The sequence below is a fragment of the Sphingobium sp. genome (genome assembly GCF_049304695.1).
In the GTDB taxonomy this organism is placed as follows: domain Bacteria; phylum Pseudomonadota; class Alphaproteobacteria; order Sphingomonadales; family Sphingomonadaceae; genus Sphingobium.
On record NZ_JBAQOK010000020.1, the window covers coordinates 1 to 13,657 of the forward strand.

Sequence of the window (13,657 nt, forward strand, 5' to 3'; positions counted from 1 at the left end):
GCGCTGCCCCTCTCCCAACTTCGCCTAGCCAGCAGGCTGGCAAGGCTTCGTATCCCTCTCCCCCCAGGGGCGAGGGTTTTTCAAGCGGTCCTTCGGGGCCGCTTTTTTTGTTTCATGAGCGGGAGAAGCATATGACGGATCAGGTGATGGATAAGCTGGACGGCGCTTTGGATGCGGTTCTTCAGGGTGAACGGATCGAGGGATTGGAGGGCGAAATTGCTTCGTTGAAAAGCGCTTTGCTCGCGCAGCAGCGGCCTGCTCTGGATGGCGTGAAGGGGGGTGCTGTCGATCCGGTGCGGGCGGCTTTTGTGGATCGTTATGTGCGGCAGGGGCTGGAAGCGGGGGTGGAGCTGAAAAGTTTCTCCGGGGCTTCGGGCGCGGCGGGTGGTTATGCGGTGCCGCGTGAGATCGACCAGTTGATCGGATCGACGCTCAAGGCCATTTCGCCGATCCGTGGCATTGCCAATGTCGTGCGGACGGGGTCGGCGGGCTATCGCAAGCTGGTGAGCGCTGGTGGCATCGTGTCAGGCTGGGCCAGCGAGACGGGGGCGCGGGCGGAGACGGCGACACCGGTATTCAATGAGATCGCGCCGCCTTTGGGGGAGTTGTACGCCAATCCGGCGGCGTCTCAGGCGATGCTGGACGATGCGCAGTTCGATGTCGAACGCTGGCTGGCGGACGAGATCGCCCGTGAGTTCGCGACGGCGGAAGGGGCGGCCTTCGTGAATGGCAATGGGGTGAACAAGCCCAAGGGCTTTTTGACCTATGCCACCACGAACGAGGCGGACGGCGTGCGGGCGTTCGGGTCGCTGCAATATGTCGCGTCGGGCGCGGCGGGGGCGTTCGGGTCGGGGCAGCAGGACAGGCTGATCGATCTGGTGCAGAGCCTGCGTGCGCCGTACCGTCAGGGTGCGTCGTTCGTGATGAACAGCGCGACGCTGAGCGTCATCCGCAAGATGAAGACCGCCGATGGCGCGTTCCTGTGGCAGCCGAGTCTGGCGGGTGGCCAGCCCGCGACTCTGCTGGGCTATCCGGTGGTCGAGGCGGAGGACATGCCCGATATTGCCGCGAACAGCCTGTCCATCGCGTTCGGCAATTTCCAGGCGGGCTATGTCGTGGCGGAACGGGGCGAGACGAGCATCCTGCGCGATCCGTTCAGCAACAAGCCGTTCGTGCATTTCTACGCCGTCAAGCGGATCGGCGGCGCGGTGGCGAACAGCGAGGCGATCAAGCTGATGAAGTTCGCCGCGTCCTGATTGGTCGGACTGGGAATGAGAGGGGGGTGCCTGCGGGCGCTCCCCTTTTTTGTGCGCTTTGGGGGAGACGGATGCGATGCTGACGCAGGAGGAAAACGGGGCGATGGCGGCCTCCCTCGACGAATTGAAAGCCTATTTGCGGATTGCGCGGGATGATGAGGATGGGGTGCTGACGGACCTGCTGCGCGGGGCGGCGGCGCTGTGCGAGCAGTTTGTCGGGCAATGGCTGATCGTGCGGGCGGCGCGGGAGACGGTGGCGGCGGGCGCGGGGTGGCAGCGGTTGATGGCGACGCCGGTGGTGAGCATCGTGAGCATGGCGGCGGTGGATGCGGGCGGCGTGGAGACGGTGCTGCCGGTGGATGCCTATGCGATCGACATCGATGCGGCGGGCGATGGATGGGTGCGGGTGACGCGCGGTGGCGATTGGCGTGGGTTGATCGTGCGATATCGGGCGGGGATGGCGGTCGATATGGATGGGCTGCCTGAGGCGCTACGGCAGGGGATCGTGCGGCTGGCGGCGGAGCATTTCATGGCGCGCGGGACGGAGAGCGCTGCGCCGCCTGCGGTGGTGAGCGCGCTGTGGCGACCCTATCGCCGGATGCGATTGTCATGAGGGCGGCGGTCGTGCGGATGGTCGAGCGCCGGGCGGCGGTGCGGCGGGCGAGTATCGCGGCGGCGCTGACGGCGGCGGGGGTCGAGGCGGTGGTCGTGGGTGAAGATGTGCGCGCGAGCGGGCGCGGCATCGTGGCGCGGTGGTGGCGCGACATGACGCTGCGCGATGCCGGGAGGGGCAGATTATGAGCGCGGAGGTGACGGTGCGCGCGGCGGTGATCGCGGCCTTGCGGGCGGACGGGGCGCTGATGGCGCAGGTCAATGCGCTGTTCGATGGGGAGCCGGTGCGAGCGACTGCGCCCTATGCCGTGGTGGGCGAGAGCGTGGGCGCGGAATGGGGCGGCAAAGGGATCGAGAGCGCCGAGGTGCGGGTGACGATCGCGCTTTATGACGCGGGGGAGACGCCTGCGTTGTTGGCGGGGATGATGGCGCGGGTCGATCCGGCGCTTGGGGGCGCGCCGGTGCTGGAGGGGTGGCGGATCGTGACCGCGCGGCTAATCCGGTCGCGGGTGGCGCGGAGCAGCAGGCAGCCGGGCAGCGGGTGGCAGGCGGTGATGGATTATCGGGTTCGGGCTGTGCGGGATTAACAACGCAGCGTGCTCCCGCGCAGGCGGAGTCCAGGGCGGCGGTGGGACTGGGTTCCCGCCTGCGCGGGAACACGGCGTTTCTTGCGGGATAGCTGTTTTCGATCGCGGCGCTTCGCCCCTCACCCCGGCTTGTTATAATCCTCATATTCCGCCGTGATCTTGTCGACATATTCGGAGATCTGATCGTCGGCGTCTGACTGGGCGGCTTTGTCGGACATGCCGTCTGCCTTGTCTGCGGCGAGGATAGCGTTGCGGAAGCTGGCTTCCTTGGCGGCGCAGGCTTTTTTCATTTCCGACTGAAAGTCACCGAGCGTCAGCTTCTTTTCGAGGCTGGGCTGGATCTGGCTGGCTACGCATTGCGCATAGGCTTTGCGGCCCGCGCCGACGGCATCGGCGGGTGTGGGCGCGGCGGCGGCCAGCAACATCAATGGGGCGACGAGCAACATAGGACTCTCCTTAACCTGCGTTTCACACGCTTTATCTGACGAAAGGATGCGCCATGGGCGTCGAAAAAGGAAGTGCATTTCTGCTGAAGGTTGGAAATGGCAACATGCCAGCAACCTATGCGACGGTGGCGGGGATGCGGACCACGCAATTGTCGGTGAATGGCGAGGCGGTGAACATTACCAGCAAGGATTCGGGTGGTTGGCGCGAATTGCTGTCGGGTGCAGGGGTGCGATCGGTCAGCGTATCGGCGGCGGGCATCTTTACAGGGTCAGCGGCGGAAGTGCGGATTCGCAATCATGCGCTGGCCGGCACGATCGAGGATTATGAACTGAGTTTCGAGAGTGGCGAGCGGATGCGCGGGCGCTTTCTGGTCACGCGGCTGGACTATGCCGGGGATTATAATGGCGAGCGCAATTATGCGCTGAGCCTGGAAAGCTCCGGCGCGGTGGTGAGCGAATGAGCGGGCCGAATGTCGCGCGCGGGGAGGCCGCGCTGGAGATTGGCGGTGACGTCATGACGCTGCGGCCGAGTTTCGCGGCGCTGGTGGCAGCGGAACAGGAGGTGGGGCCGCTGTTCGATCTGGTCGAGCGGGCGGCGGACGGGAAGTTGTCGCTGGGCGATCTGGCGGCCCTGTTCTGGCATTGTCTGGTGGATCGGGAGCGGTTGAGCCGGGAGGCGCTGGGCGAGGCGATGCTGGCGGTGGGGCTGGTGAAGCTGACGCCGGTGCTGAAAGCCATACTGCATCAGATATTGGCGGGGAAATGATGCGCTTTGCCGATGTGGCGGGGCGGCTGGCGGGGCTAAGCGGGTGGTTGCTGGGGTGGCGGCCTGATGAGTTCTGGCGCGCGACGCCGTTGGAACTGGCGGCGGTGCTGACGGCGGCGCGGGGTGAGGATGCGCCGGATGTGGGCGTCGATGGGGGTGAGTTGGTCAGGCTGATGGGGGTGATGCCGGATTGATGGTGGTGCGTGGGGCCAGCCCCCACCCCAACCCCTCCCCTGAAGGAGAGGGGCTATTCAGTTTTTGAGGGGGCGGTTTTATGGATGAGGATATCGAGACTTTGGTGGTGCGGGTGCGGGCGGATACGCAGGCGCTGGGGCGCGATGTGGAGACGATGCGCGCGGGGATCGAGGGGCCGCTGGCTTCGGGAGCGGAGCGGGCGGGGCGGCGGATCGAGCAGGGGCTGCTGCGGGCGGTGCGGACGGGCAAGCTGGGGTTCGAGGATTTGCGGCGGATGGCGCTGTCGGTGCTGGACGAGATTGCGGCGGGGGCTTTGCGGTCGGCGATGGGCGGCAAGGGCGGCGGCGGCGGGCTGATCGGGCTGGGGACGTCGGTGCTGACGTCGGCGCTGGGGCTGCCGGGTCGGGCGACGGGCGGGCCGGTCGCGCCGGGGCGGGCCTATATGGTCGGCGAACGCGGGCCGGAAATGTTCGTGCCGACGAGCAGCGGGCAGGTGATGGCGAGCGGGAGCGGCGCGCGCGACGTGCGGGTGAATATCGCCATTAGCGGGCGTGGGCAGGACAGCGAGCCACGGATGCTGGCGCGCAGCGCGCGGCAGGTGGCGCGGACGGTGAAGGGGGCGATCGGCGGATGAGCGGTATCGACTATTGGCTGGCCGATGCGCGGCGGGGGCAGGAGACGGCGTGGATGAAGCGCTTTGCGCCGACGCACTGGACCGTCAACTTCCCCCGGCCGATGATGGCGAGTGTGGTGACGACCGGGCCGGACAGCCTGCGCGCGGATGCGGTGTTTTACGGGTCGGGCGATCTGGCCGGGCTGATCTGGGAAGCGGAGGATCGGTGGAGCCATCCACTGCTGGCATACGAGACGGCGCGAGATTTCCGGGCGTGCGTGCTGCGCTTTCGGTGGCGTAGCGGGGGGCTGCGGAAACTGGACGAGACGCATGGGCCGACGCTGACGATCGAAGGGCGGGACGCGGCGGGGACGCCGCGCGCCTGGTATGTGCGGCTGTGGAACTATGCAAATGGCGTGCCGGAAGATGCGGAAATCACGCTGGATTTTGCCGAACTGGTTGGCGGGTTTCGATTGCCGGACGAGGCCGACCCGGTGTGGGCGGGGGATGTGGACCGGATGTTCATATCGCTGGTGTCGCCCGATTATGATGAGGGCGACACGCCCTTTACGGTTGGGGTCGAGGGGTGGGCCGAACTGTCTGGCATCCGTTGCGAGGGCGCAGGGTCGGTGCTGGCGGTGGGCGATGTGGTGCTGCCCGAAAATGGGCTGTCCATGGCGACCGGCTATGACGATTGTTTCAACCAGACGCCCGAACGGGTGGTGGGGGCGATCCATGCGCTGGGCTATCGCGGGGCGATCAATCATTATGTCGGCATGAGCCATTATTTTCGGCTCGAACGTGCGGACTCTGGGCTGTTCGTCAGTCTGGCGGGGGGTGTGCTCAATGCGCCTTGTGCGGCGTGGCATGGCGATTTTGCGCGGCGGGCCGGGGCGATGGGCATGGGGGTCATCTGGTCGCTGTCCTATGAACTGTTCGACGCGCATTGCTGGGGCGACTGGAAGCAGCGGGCGGCCAATGGCGACCCGGCGCTGACCGGATGGGTGCCGCCATCGACCTTGCTGTCGCCAGCCCATGGCGGGGCGATGGGCTATTTGCAGACGGTAGCCGGTGCGTTTGTTTTCATTGGGTTAGCGGCTAGACTGCCGATATTGTTTCAGGTGGGCGAGCCGTGGTGGTGGGTGATCCCCGCCGATGGGCGCATATGCCTGTATGATGATGCGGCGCGGGCAGCGCTGGGCGGCGATCCGGTCGTCATTGCCGATATTCGCGGCGAGAAAGATGCGGCGCAGCGCGCTTTGCTGGATGCGGCGGGGGCTTTGCTGGCGGCGTCTACGGCGGCGCTATGTGCGGCGGTGAAGGCGGTGGCGCCGGGGGCGGTGACGCATTTGCTGGCTTACCTGCCCACGATACTGGACCCGCGTGCGCCGGAGGCCAAGCGGGCGAACATGCCGGTCGGGTGGGCGAAACCCGCGTTCGATATACTGCAACTGGAAGATTATGACTGGGTGACGGAGGGGCGGTCGGGGCTGACGGCGCGGGGCGTGGAACTGGCGACGGCGCGGCTGGGCTATCCGATTGCGGAGCAGCATTATCTGTCGGGCTTCGTGCTGTTGCCGGAGCAGTCGGCGCAGTGGCGGCAGATTGCGGCGGCGGCGGATGCGGCGGTGCGGCGGGGGACGGCGGCGACCTATGTGTGGGCATTGCCGCAGGTGTGCCGGGATGGCTTTACCGCTTTCAGACTAGATGGAGGGGATGCGATGCAAGCCTTTGACGATGTGCCTTTTCCGATCGCGATCGGGCGGGAGGCGAGCCTTTCGCCGACCTTTTCCACGCAGATCGTGGAAAGTCCTTCGGGGCATGAGCGGCGCAGTAGCGACTGGGCGGATGCGCGGCTGTCGTTCGATGCCGGGCCGGGGGTGCGGTCGGAGGCGGATATTGCCGCGTTGATTGCTTTTTTCCGTGCGCGTCGCGGCGCGGCGCGGGGGTTTCGCTTTGCCGATCCCTATGATGATCGCAGCGGCGACATGGGCGCTGCGCCGAGACCATTGGATCAGCGGCTGGGCGTTGGGGACGGGGTGCGATCGGCTTTTCAGTTGATGCGTCATTATGGCGAGGGCGAGGAAGCGCAGGGGCGGATTATCACGCGACCGGTGGCGGGGACGATCCGCGTGGCCGCCGATGGCATCGAGATGGTCGGGGGTTGGCGTCATGACGGCATGGGGGTGATCGCGTTTGACGCGGCGCCGGGCGTGGGCGTGGTGCTGACCGCCGGATTTCGTTTCGATGTGCCGGTGCGCTTTGCCGAGGATCGGCTGGACATCAACCGCGCGACCTTTGCCGCTGGCGAAGCGCCGTCGGTGCCGTTGGTGGAGATACGCGAATGAGTGTGGCGGAGAGGCTGGATGCGCGGGTCAATACGCTGGCTTTTTGCTGGCGGATCGAGCGGCGCGATGGAGTGACGATCGGTTTGACGAGCCATGATCGCGATCTGGACGTGGGTGGGCTGCGGTATCGGGCGGCGGCGGGGATGGTGCCTTCGGCGATCCGCAGCGGGACGGGACTTGAAGGGGAGGACAGCGATCTGGCGGGGGCGCTGAGCAGCGATGCGATCAGCGAGGCGGATCTGATGGCCGGGCGATGGGACGGCGCGGCGCTGGAATTGCGGCTGACGCAGTGGGAGGAGCCGGGCGCCCTGTGGCTGTTGCTGGCGCGGGGTGAGATCGGTGCAGTGGCGCGAACGGGGGCGGCGTTCAGCGCCGAACTGATCGGCGCGGCGGCGGTGCTGGGGCAGAGCGTGGCGCCGACCACGTCGCCCGATTGCCGCGCGACGCTGGGCGACCGGGCGTGCCGGGTGGACATGGCGGGGCGGCGGCGCGTCGTGAGCGTGACGGGGGTGGATGACCTGAGCGTGCATGTCGCTGGATTGGAGGCGGGGGCTTATGCGTTCGGGACGTTGCGCTGGCTGACCGGGGACAATGCCGGGATGGGGCAGGCCGTCATCGACAATGACGGGGCGGGGCTGGTGCTGGACGATGCGCCGGCCTTTGCCGTGGCGGCGGGGACGCTGGCGCTGGTGACGGAGGGGTGCGACCGGCAGTTGGCGACCTGTGCGGGGCGTTTTGGCAATGGCGTGAATTTCCGGGGTGAGCCTTATCTGCCGGGGATGGACCTGCTGACCCGCTATCCCGGCGCATGAGCGGGGGCATGGAGGTGGTGGCGCGGGCGCGCGCCATCGTGGGCGCACCGTTTCGGCTGCATGGGCGCTGTGCGGTGCAAGGCGTGGACTGCGTGGGGCTGGCCATGCTGGCGCTGGGGCGGGACGGGCCGGACGCTTATGGACTGCGGATGAGGGATGTGGCGCGGGCGGCGGGTTGGCTGCGGGCGGCGGGGCTGCGTGCGGTGGAGGTGGCGATGCCGGGCGACGTGCTGCTGGTGCGGCCGGGGCCGTTGCAACTGCACCTTATGATCTGCGTGCCGGGCGGATTTATCCATGCCCACGCCGGATTGCGGCGGGTGGTGGAGATGCCGGGGGCATCGCCCTGGCCGGTCGCGGGATGCTGGCGCTTATAAGGAGAACAATTATGGCGACGATGGTGTTGAGCGCGGTGGGCACGGCGATCGGCGGGCCGATCGGGGGCGCCATCGGCGGGCTGATCGGCAATGTTTTCGATCATGGCGTGCTGTTCAAGCCCAAGGGGCGTGCGGGGCCGCGCCTGAGCGACTTGCAGGTGCAGACGTCGAGTTATGGGACGCAGGTGCCCAAGCTGTTCGGGACGATGCGGGTGGCGGGCACGGTCATCTGGGCCACCGACCTGCGCGAGAGCAAGACGAAGAGTGGCGGGGGCAAGGGGCAGGCGAGCGTCACCAGCTACAGCTATTCGGCGAGTTTCGCGGTGGCGCTGTCGGCGCGGGTGATCCGGTCGGTCGGTCGGATATGGGCTGATGGCAATCTGCTGCGCGGGGCGGCGGGGGATTTCAAGACCGAGGTCGGCGCGTTTCGCGTGCATGGCGGCGGGGATGATCAGCCGGTCGATCCACTGATTGCGGCGGCGCAGGGCGTTGGGGAGACGCCTGCGCACCGGGGTATCGCCTATGTCGTGTTCGAGGATCTGGCGCTGGCTGACTATGGCAATCGCATCCCGTCGCTGACGTTCGAGGTGGAAGCGGATGCGGCGGCGGTGACTGTCGGCGCGATTGCGGCAGAGTTGAGCGACGGGCGGATCGGCGGGGCGGTGACGGCGGCGGTGGATGGCTATGCGGCCAGTGGCGGGGATGTGCGCGATGCGATTGCGCCGCTGGTCGATGCCTATGGGCTGGCGCTGGGCGGTGGTGAGGATGGTTTGCAGTTGATGGCTGCAGGCGGTGCGTCTGGTGACGTGGCGGTTGGGGCGCTGGCGCGGCGGGTCAATGGGCGGGCGCTCGATCCGGTCGAGCGATCGGGCGGGGCGGCCGATGGCGTACCGGTGGCGCTGTCGCTGCGCCATTATGATGACGCGCGCGATTATCAGGCAGGCGTGCAGCGGGTGACGCGGCCGGGGCCGGGGCGCAGCGAGCAGGGGTTGGAATTGCCCGCCGTGCTGGGGGCAGATGCGGCAAGGGGCGTGGCGCGGGATCGGATGGCGGCGGGCTGGACCGGGCGGGCGACGATGACGCTGCGCTGCGGATGGGGTGCGCTGGCGCTCGATCCGGGCACGGTGCTGCGGGTAGCAGACGCGCCGGGGCTGTGGCGGATCGAGGAGCGGGAGTGGGAGGCTATGGCGGTGCGGCTGGCGCTGCGGCGAGTGCCGGGGCCGGGCGGGGCGATGCCGGGTGGCGCGTCTTCGGGCGTGATCGTGCGGCAGGTGGATGCGCCGCATGGGCCGACGAAGCTGATGATCGCGGATTTGCCGCGCCTGAAAGACGGGGTGGCGAGTGCGCCCTTCGTGATCGCGGCGGCGAGCGGCGGTGCGGGCTGGCGGAGCGCGGCGCTGTTCGTCACTAGCGCAACGGGTGAAGCGACGCCGATCGGACGCAGTGCGCCGCGTGCGGTGATGGGGATGGCGGACGTGGCCTTGCCGCCGGGCAGCGCGACGTTGGTCGATGGGCGGCAGGTTTTGCAGGTGTCGTTGCTGGCGGCGGACATGGATCTGGCTCCGGCGGATGAGGCGGCTTTGGCGCAGGGGCGCAATCTGTGTCTGGTCGGAGGTGAGTTGATCCAGTTTGGTGCGGCTGTGCGGACGGGCGCGGCGAGCTATCGGCTGTCGCATCTGCGCCGGGGGCTGCGCGGCACCGAGTGGGCAATGGCGGGGCATGGCGCGGGGGAGTCGTTCCTGCTGATCGAGGAGGATCGGCTGATTGAGCCGCTTGTCTCGTTAGGCGGCGCGGCGGAGGTGGGCGGCACGCTGCGGCTGTCGGCGATCGGGCTGGGCGATGTGGAACCGGCTGAGGCGGTGCTGACGATCGCGGGCGAAGCGCTGAAGCCGCCTTCGCCGGTGCATCTGACCGTGCGGGCGCTGGTGGGCGGCGGGTGGCGGATCGACTGGGTGCGCCGCAGCCGGGACGGGTGGCGGTGGAGCAGCGGGAGCGACACGCCGCTGGGCGAGGAAAGCGAGCGCTATGACGTGCGCGTGATGGTCGCCGATACGCTGGTGCGCGGGGCGACATGCGATGCGCAGGGCTGGACTTATGAGGCGTCGATGATCGCTGCCGACGGGATGGCGGGCGCTGAGATGCGATGCGAGGTTCGGCAGATCGGCACCTATGCGGTCGGTCGGGCTGCGGCGGTGGCGTTTGCGGCGTGAATGATCGAGGAGATATAGCATGACGATGGAGACGACACCGCGATGGGCCTTGCCGCTCCTGCTGGCGGGGCAGGCCCAGAAGGAATTGTTCCATAACGAAGCGCTGGTGCGGATCGACGCGCTGTTGCACGGGCGAGTGGAAAGCGCCGACGTGGCCAGTCCGCCATCGGCGCCGACGATCGGACAATGCTGGATCGTGGCGGACGGGGCGAGTGGCGATTGGAGCGGGCAGGCAGGCGCTATCGCCTGCTGGAGCGAGGGGGGATGGCGGTTTGTTCCAGCGCGTGCGGGCCTGTGCGTCGATGTCGCCGATCGGGATCATGCAATGATGTATGATGCGGGCGGATGGCGCGATGCTCCGCTCCGTGCCGACGGCCTTTATATGGCAGGGCAAAAAGTAGTCGGTGCCCGGCAGGATGCAATCGCGGTTCCAGCGGGTGGAGCGAACGTCGACGCGGAAGCACGTTCATCCATATCGGCCATACTGGCTGTTTTGCAGGCGCACGGCCTGATCGGCGCCTGATTTGCGTATATTTCGCTTTTGTTGCATTAAAGGCACGTTATTCATCATGCTGTCGGATGGAATATTCGGCAGCCCGCTCTAACCGGCGCTACTGCGTTATTTTTGCAACGGTTTCACTAATTGTAGACTTGCCATGAAACCTTCTCGCCTATACAGGGTTTCAGCAGTCCTTCGTGACACTTTTGAAAGGGGAATTCATATGCGGAAGCTTGCCCTCGCGGCCGCTCTTGCGACCACCGCCCTGGCCACTCCGGCCATGGCGCGTGATGACAGTTGGTATGTTGGCGTCGACGCCGGCGTAATGATCGTCGAAGACCAGAACGTTACCTTCACTCCTGCCCGTGCAGCCGCTCCTTCTGTGGATTACCACAAGGGCTACGATTTCGACGCCAATATCGGCTACGATTTCGGTGGCTTCCGTCTGGAAGCAGAAGCAGCTTACAAGCGTGCCAAGATCGATCTTGATCAAACCGGTTTCGGTGGCTCGGCATCGGCTCTGTCGTTCATGCTGAACGGCCTGCTCGACTTCGGTCCTGATGATGGCCTTCAGGGCTTCGTCGGTGGCGGCGTCGGCATTTCGCGCGGCAAGCTGGCCAATGACAATGTCAATGACAGTGACACCGGCTTTGCTTGGCAGGCTATCGCTGGCGTTCGTTACCCAGTGACCAACAATGTCGACGTGTCGTTGAAGTATCGTTTCTTCAACCAGGACGACATCAAGCTGATCTCGGCTTTCGGCGGCGCTTATGGCCCGGCTGGTGCCCAGGTGGACACCAAGCTGCGTACCCACAGCCTGCTGCTCGGCCTGACCTACAACTTCGGCGAGCCGGCTGCTCCTCCGCCGCCTCCTCCGCCACCCCCACCGCCGCCGCCTCCTCCGCCCCCGCCGCCTCCGCCGCCGGTTGCAGAGTGCTCGCCTGGCCCGTACATCGTGTTCTTCGAATGGAACAAGTCGGACGTCACACCTGACGCCGCCACCATTCTGGACAACGCGGTTTCGGCCTATGGCAACTGCGGCAGCGCCCAGGTCATGCTGGCAGGCTATGCGGATCGCTCCGGTTCGGCTTCGTACAACGTTGGCCTGTCGCAGCGTCGCGCTGATGCCGTTAAGGCATATATGGCGTCGAAGGGTATCCCTGATGGCGTGATGACGACCCAGGCGTTCGGTGAAGCGAACCCCCGCGTCGAAACCGCCGACGGCGTTCGCGAACTGCAGAACCGTCGCGTGGAAATCTCCTACGGCCCCGGTTCGGGCATGTAAGGCTCTGGTCCGTCCTTATGGATGGATCAAGAATGAGGGGCCGGTCGCAAGACTGGCCCCTTTTTCGTGGGCGAGCGTGACGGTGGTAGGCGACGTTGGCCGTTGTATCGCACCTTAAAATGCGATCACTCCATCCTGATCCGTTCGCCTAGGGCGAAACCTGGAAGCATATGGTGGCTAGCCAAGCGTTGCTCGACCCTGGCCTATTCTAAGCATTGCCTTGGCAGGCAGCCTGGCAGCTCGAAACAAACTGCAAGGGCGCAGGCCCTCCAGGATAGAAACAAGCGCGCTGCGGCGTTGGACCGCGATCATGCGATGCGCTTTTTGATCGAGCAGACGGCTTGCGCAGATGACAAATCGTTCCCGATGAGCAACAAACCCTATTCTCGCGCGTTCGCGTCATAGTTGTTGTTGCTGGAGCCTGTCATGAAATTCTTTCTCCTGATCATCGCACTGCCCCTGGCAGTCACCGTGGCGGGATGCGCCACGACCACCACCGGATCGCAAAGGGCTGCGCCAACTGCATCGGCGAAGCTGGCCGCCGGCGATGGCGCGCCGCGTGGTGAAGCCGTCGTGACGCAGGATGCGGACGGATTGCGCGTCGTGGTGAAGGCGCAGGGGCTGACCCCCGGCACGCATGCGGTGCATATCCACACGACCGGACAATGCGTCGGTCCCGATTTCACCAGCGCTGGTGGTCATTGGAACCCGACTGCGCGTAAGCATGGGAAGGATAATCCCATGGGTATGCACATGGGCGATATGCCCAATATGCTGGCAGGCCCGGATGGGTCGGGGCAGATCGAATATCAGATCAAGGGCGGAACGATCAGCGGGGGCGCTACGCCATTGCTCGACGCGGATGGCGCGGCGGTCGTGATCCATGCGCAGGCGGATGATAACAAGTCCGACCCGGCTGGCAATGCGGGTGGTCGCGTGGCATGCGGCGTGCTGAACGCCCAGTAACGGATGCTTGCCTGTATTAGGGCTTAGCCGGAATGTGAGAGTGGGCGATCCGATACCGTCGGTTCGCCTGCTTTTTTGCGAGATTCAGGGTGACGTCAGACGCTTTGTTCGCCGTCTATCCGTATCGGGCTAATGCCCGGTGATGATGACGCCCGAAAATGGTCCATGACATGATAGGTCGCACCTGCTCTCCCCAGAACGCTTTCGTAGAGGCCGAAGCTGTCGATGCGAAAGGGCATGCCAGCCAGTGCGGCATGGTGAGCAAGGAAGGGATCTACCGCGCCGCCCTGTCGGCCGAACCGGGCTAGCGTGATGTGTGGCAGATAGGCGCGGCTCTCCGGTGGCAGGCCCACCGAGATGCAGGCGCGATCGATCTTGCGGTGGAGGTGGCTGAGCGGATCGCGCGGGTGGACGCCCGCCCAGAGCGCATCGACGCGGCCCTTGCGCTCGAAGGTGCCTACGCCGCGCACCGCGCACTCGATGGGCGCAAAGACTATGCAGCGCAGGGCGTCGGCTATGTCCTGTGCGCCATGGGCATCGACATCGCCGACAAAGCGTAACGTCAGGTGCAACTGGTCATCATCCTGCCATCGCGCGCCAGCCAACGGCGTAGCAAGCGACATCAGCCAGGCGCGCTGGTCGGCAGGCGGGCGGATAGCGATAAACAGTCGGGGCATGTATAGAATAT

The 13,657-nt window shown here is 66.2% G+C and carries 17 protein-coding genes; 15 read left to right on the forward strand and 2 right to left on the reverse strand.

From position 1 onward, the window contains the following. Positions 1-131: 131 nt before the first annotated feature. The 4 genes from WA070_RS02675 to WA070_RS02690 all read left to right on the forward strand — a co-directional run bounded on the left by WA070_RS02675 (position 132) and on the right by WA070_RS02690 (position 2,455). Positions 132-1,256: a phage major capsid protein gene (locus WA070_RS02675; protein WP_422632623.1), complete on the forward strand. Its 1,125-nt coding sequence runs from the start codon at positions 132-134 to the stop codon at positions 1,254-1,256. Positions 1,257-1,332: 76 nt separating this feature from the next. Next, complete coding sequence (locus WA070_RS02680) at positions 1,333-1,869, forward strand: head-tail connector protein (protein WP_422632624.1); 537 nt, start codon at positions 1,333-1,335, stop codon at positions 1,867-1,869. Then, on the forward strand, positions 1,866-2,057 hold the full coding sequence (locus WA070_RS02685) for a hypothetical protein (RefSeq protein WP_422632625.1): 192 nt from the start codon (positions 1,866-1,868) through the stop codon (positions 2,055-2,057). Before WA070_RS02680 ends, WA070_RS02685 begins: the two co-directional genes overlap by 4 nt. Next, a complete protein-coding gene (locus tag WA070_RS02690) occupies positions 2,054-2,455 on the forward strand; it encodes a DUF3168 domain-containing protein (protein ID WP_422632626.1) in 402 nt (133 codons plus the stop codon). Before WA070_RS02685 ends, WA070_RS02690 begins: the two co-directional genes overlap by 4 nt. A 119-nt stretch (positions 2,456-2,574) precedes the next feature. On the opposite strand, the gene WA070_RS02695 is transcribed toward WA070_RS02690, so the two are convergent. Continuing rightward, positions 2,575-2,901 carry a hypothetical protein gene (locus WA070_RS02695; protein ID WP_422632627.1) on the reverse strand — a complete coding sequence of 109 codons (327 nt, stop codon included), beginning with the start codon at positions 2,899-2,901 and terminating at the stop codon, positions 2,575-2,577. Positions 2,902-2,954: 53 nt separating this feature from the next. Between WA070_RS02695 and WA070_RS02700 the strand changes: the two genes are divergently transcribed. The 11 genes from WA070_RS02700 (at position 2,955) to WA070_RS02750 (ending at position 12,969) form a co-directional block, all read left to right on the forward strand. Then, positions 2,955-3,362, forward strand: coding sequence for a phage tail tube protein (locus WA070_RS02700; RefSeq protein ID WP_422632628.1), 408 nt, complete (start codon positions 2,955-2,957; stop codon positions 3,360-3,362). Beyond that, positions 3,359-3,667: a gene transfer agent family protein gene (locus tag WA070_RS02705; RefSeq protein WP_422632629.1), complete on the forward strand. Its 309-nt coding sequence runs from the start codon at positions 3,359-3,361 to the stop codon at positions 3,665-3,667. Before WA070_RS02700 ends, WA070_RS02705 begins: the two co-directional genes overlap by 4 nt. Then, positions 3,664-3,861, forward strand: coding sequence for a phage tail assembly chaperone (locus tag WA070_RS02710; protein ID WP_422632630.1), 198 nt, complete (start codon positions 3,664-3,666; stop codon positions 3,859-3,861). The genes WA070_RS02705 and WA070_RS02710 overlap by 4 nt, the downstream gene beginning before the upstream one ends. Before the next feature lie 80 nt (positions 3,862-3,941). After that, positions 3,942-4,496: a tail tape measure protein gene (locus WA070_RS02715; RefSeq protein ID WP_422632631.1), complete on the forward strand. Its 555-nt coding sequence runs from the start codon at positions 3,942-3,944 to the stop codon at positions 4,494-4,496. After that, complete coding sequence (locus WA070_RS02720; RefSeq protein ID WP_422632632.1) at positions 4,493-6,823, forward strand: DUF2460 domain-containing protein; 2,331 nt, start codon at positions 4,493-4,495, stop codon at positions 6,821-6,823. The genes WA070_RS02715 and WA070_RS02720 overlap by 4 nt, the downstream gene beginning before the upstream one ends. Next, positions 6,820-7,635: a DUF2163 domain-containing protein gene (locus WA070_RS02725; RefSeq protein ID WP_422632633.1), complete on the forward strand. Its 816-nt coding sequence runs from the start codon at positions 6,820-6,822 to the stop codon at positions 7,633-7,635. Before WA070_RS02720 ends, WA070_RS02725 begins: the two co-directional genes overlap by 4 nt. Beyond that, entirely contained in the window at positions 7,632-8,009 is a 378-nt protein-coding gene (locus WA070_RS02730; protein WP_422632634.1) for a peptidoglycan endopeptidase, read from the forward strand. Before WA070_RS02725 ends, WA070_RS02730 begins: the two co-directional genes overlap by 4 nt. Positions 8,010-8,020: 11 nt before the next feature. Next, positions 8,021-10,219, forward strand: a complete 2,199-nt coding sequence (locus WA070_RS02735) for a phage tail protein (protein ID WP_422632635.1) — start codon at positions 8,021-8,023, stop codon at positions 10,217-10,219. Positions 10,220-10,238: 19 nt separating this feature from the next. Next, positions 10,239-10,742, forward strand: a complete 504-nt coding sequence (locus WA070_RS02740; protein ID WP_422632636.1) for a DUF2793 domain-containing protein — start codon at positions 10,239-10,241, stop codon at positions 10,740-10,742. A 199-nt stretch (positions 10,743-10,941) separates the two neighbouring features. After that, entirely contained in the window at positions 10,942-12,003 is a 1,062-nt protein-coding gene (locus WA070_RS02745; RefSeq protein ID WP_422632637.1) for an OmpA family protein, read from the forward strand. Between the two features lie 426 nt (positions 12,004-12,429). Then, the gene (locus WA070_RS02750; protein ID WP_422632638.1) at positions 12,430-12,969 is read left to right on the forward strand and encodes a superoxide dismutase family protein; all 540 of its coding nucleotides are present in this window, start codon (positions 12,430-12,432) and stop codon (positions 12,967-12,969) included. Between the two features lie 95 nt (positions 12,970-13,064). Here the strand turns inward: WA070_RS02750 and thpR are convergent, their stop codons facing one another. Continuing rightward, positions 13,065-13,646 carry an RNA 2',3'-cyclic phosphodiesterase gene (gene thpR / locus WA070_RS02755; protein ID WP_422632639.1) on the reverse strand — a complete coding sequence of 194 codons (582 nt, stop codon included), beginning with the start codon at positions 13,644-13,646 and terminating at the stop codon, positions 13,065-13,067. Between the last annotated feature and the right edge of the window lie 11 nt (positions 13,647-13,657).

Coding starts and splice junctions, on each gene's coding strand:
- WA070_RS02725 (WP_422632633.1), top strand. CDS start 6,820: ATGAGTGTGGCGGAGAGGCTGGATGCGCGGGTCAATACGCTGGCTTTT.
- WA070_RS02745 (WP_422632637.1), top strand. CDS start 10,942: ATGCGGAAGCTTGCCCTCGCGGCCGCTCTTGCGACCACCGCCCTGGCC.
- WA070_RS02720 (WP_422632632.1), top strand. CDS start 4,493: ATGAGCGGTATCGACTATTGGCTGGCCGATGCGCGGCGGGGGCAGGAG.
- WA070_RS02690 (WP_422632626.1), top strand. CDS start 2,054: ATGAGCGCGGAGGTGACGGTGCGCGCGGCGGTGATCGCGGCCTTGCGG.
- WA070_RS02735 (WP_422632635.1), top strand. CDS start 8,021: ATGGCGACGATGGTGTTGAGCGCGGTGGGCACGGCGATCGGCGGGCCG.
- WA070_RS02715 (WP_422632631.1), top strand. CDS start 3,942: ATGGATGAGGATATCGAGACTTTGGTGGTGCGGGTGCGGGCGGATACG.
- WA070_RS02740 (WP_422632636.1), top strand. CDS start 10,239: ATGACGATGGAGACGACACCGCGATGGGCCTTGCCGCTCCTGCTGGCG.
- WA070_RS02700 (WP_422632628.1), top strand. CDS start 2,955: ATGGGCGTCGAAAAAGGAAGTGCATTTCTGCTGAAGGTTGGAAATGGC.
- WA070_RS02680 (WP_422632624.1), top strand. CDS start 1,333: ATGCTGACGCAGGAGGAAAACGGGGCGATGGCGGCCTCCCTCGACGAA.
- WA070_RS02675 (WP_422632623.1), top strand. CDS start 132: ATGACGGATCAGGTGATGGATAAGCTGGACGGCGCTTTGGATGCGGTT.
- WA070_RS02695 (WP_422632627.1), bottom strand. CDS start 2,901: ATGTTGCTCGTCGCCCCATTGATGTTGCTGGCCGCCGCCGCGCCCACA.
- thpR (WP_422632639.1), bottom strand. CDS start 13,646: ATGCCCCGACTGTTTATCGCTATCCGCCCGCCTGCCGACCAGCGCGCC.
- WA070_RS02710 (WP_422632630.1), top strand. CDS start 3,664: ATGATGCGCTTTGCCGATGTGGCGGGGCGGCTGGCGGGGCTAAGCGGG.
- WA070_RS02750 (WP_422632638.1), top strand. CDS start 12,430: ATGAAATTCTTTCTCCTGATCATCGCACTGCCCCTGGCAGTCACCGTG.
- WA070_RS02705 (WP_422632629.1), top strand. CDS start 3,359: ATGAGCGGGCCGAATGTCGCGCGCGGGGAGGCCGCGCTGGAGATTGGC.
- WA070_RS02730 (WP_422632634.1), top strand. CDS start 7,632: ATGAGCGGGGGCATGGAGGTGGTGGCGCGGGCGCGCGCCATCGTGGGC.
- WA070_RS02685 (WP_422632625.1), top strand. CDS start 1,866: ATGAGGGCGGCGGTCGTGCGGATGGTCGAGCGCCGGGCGGCGGTGCGG.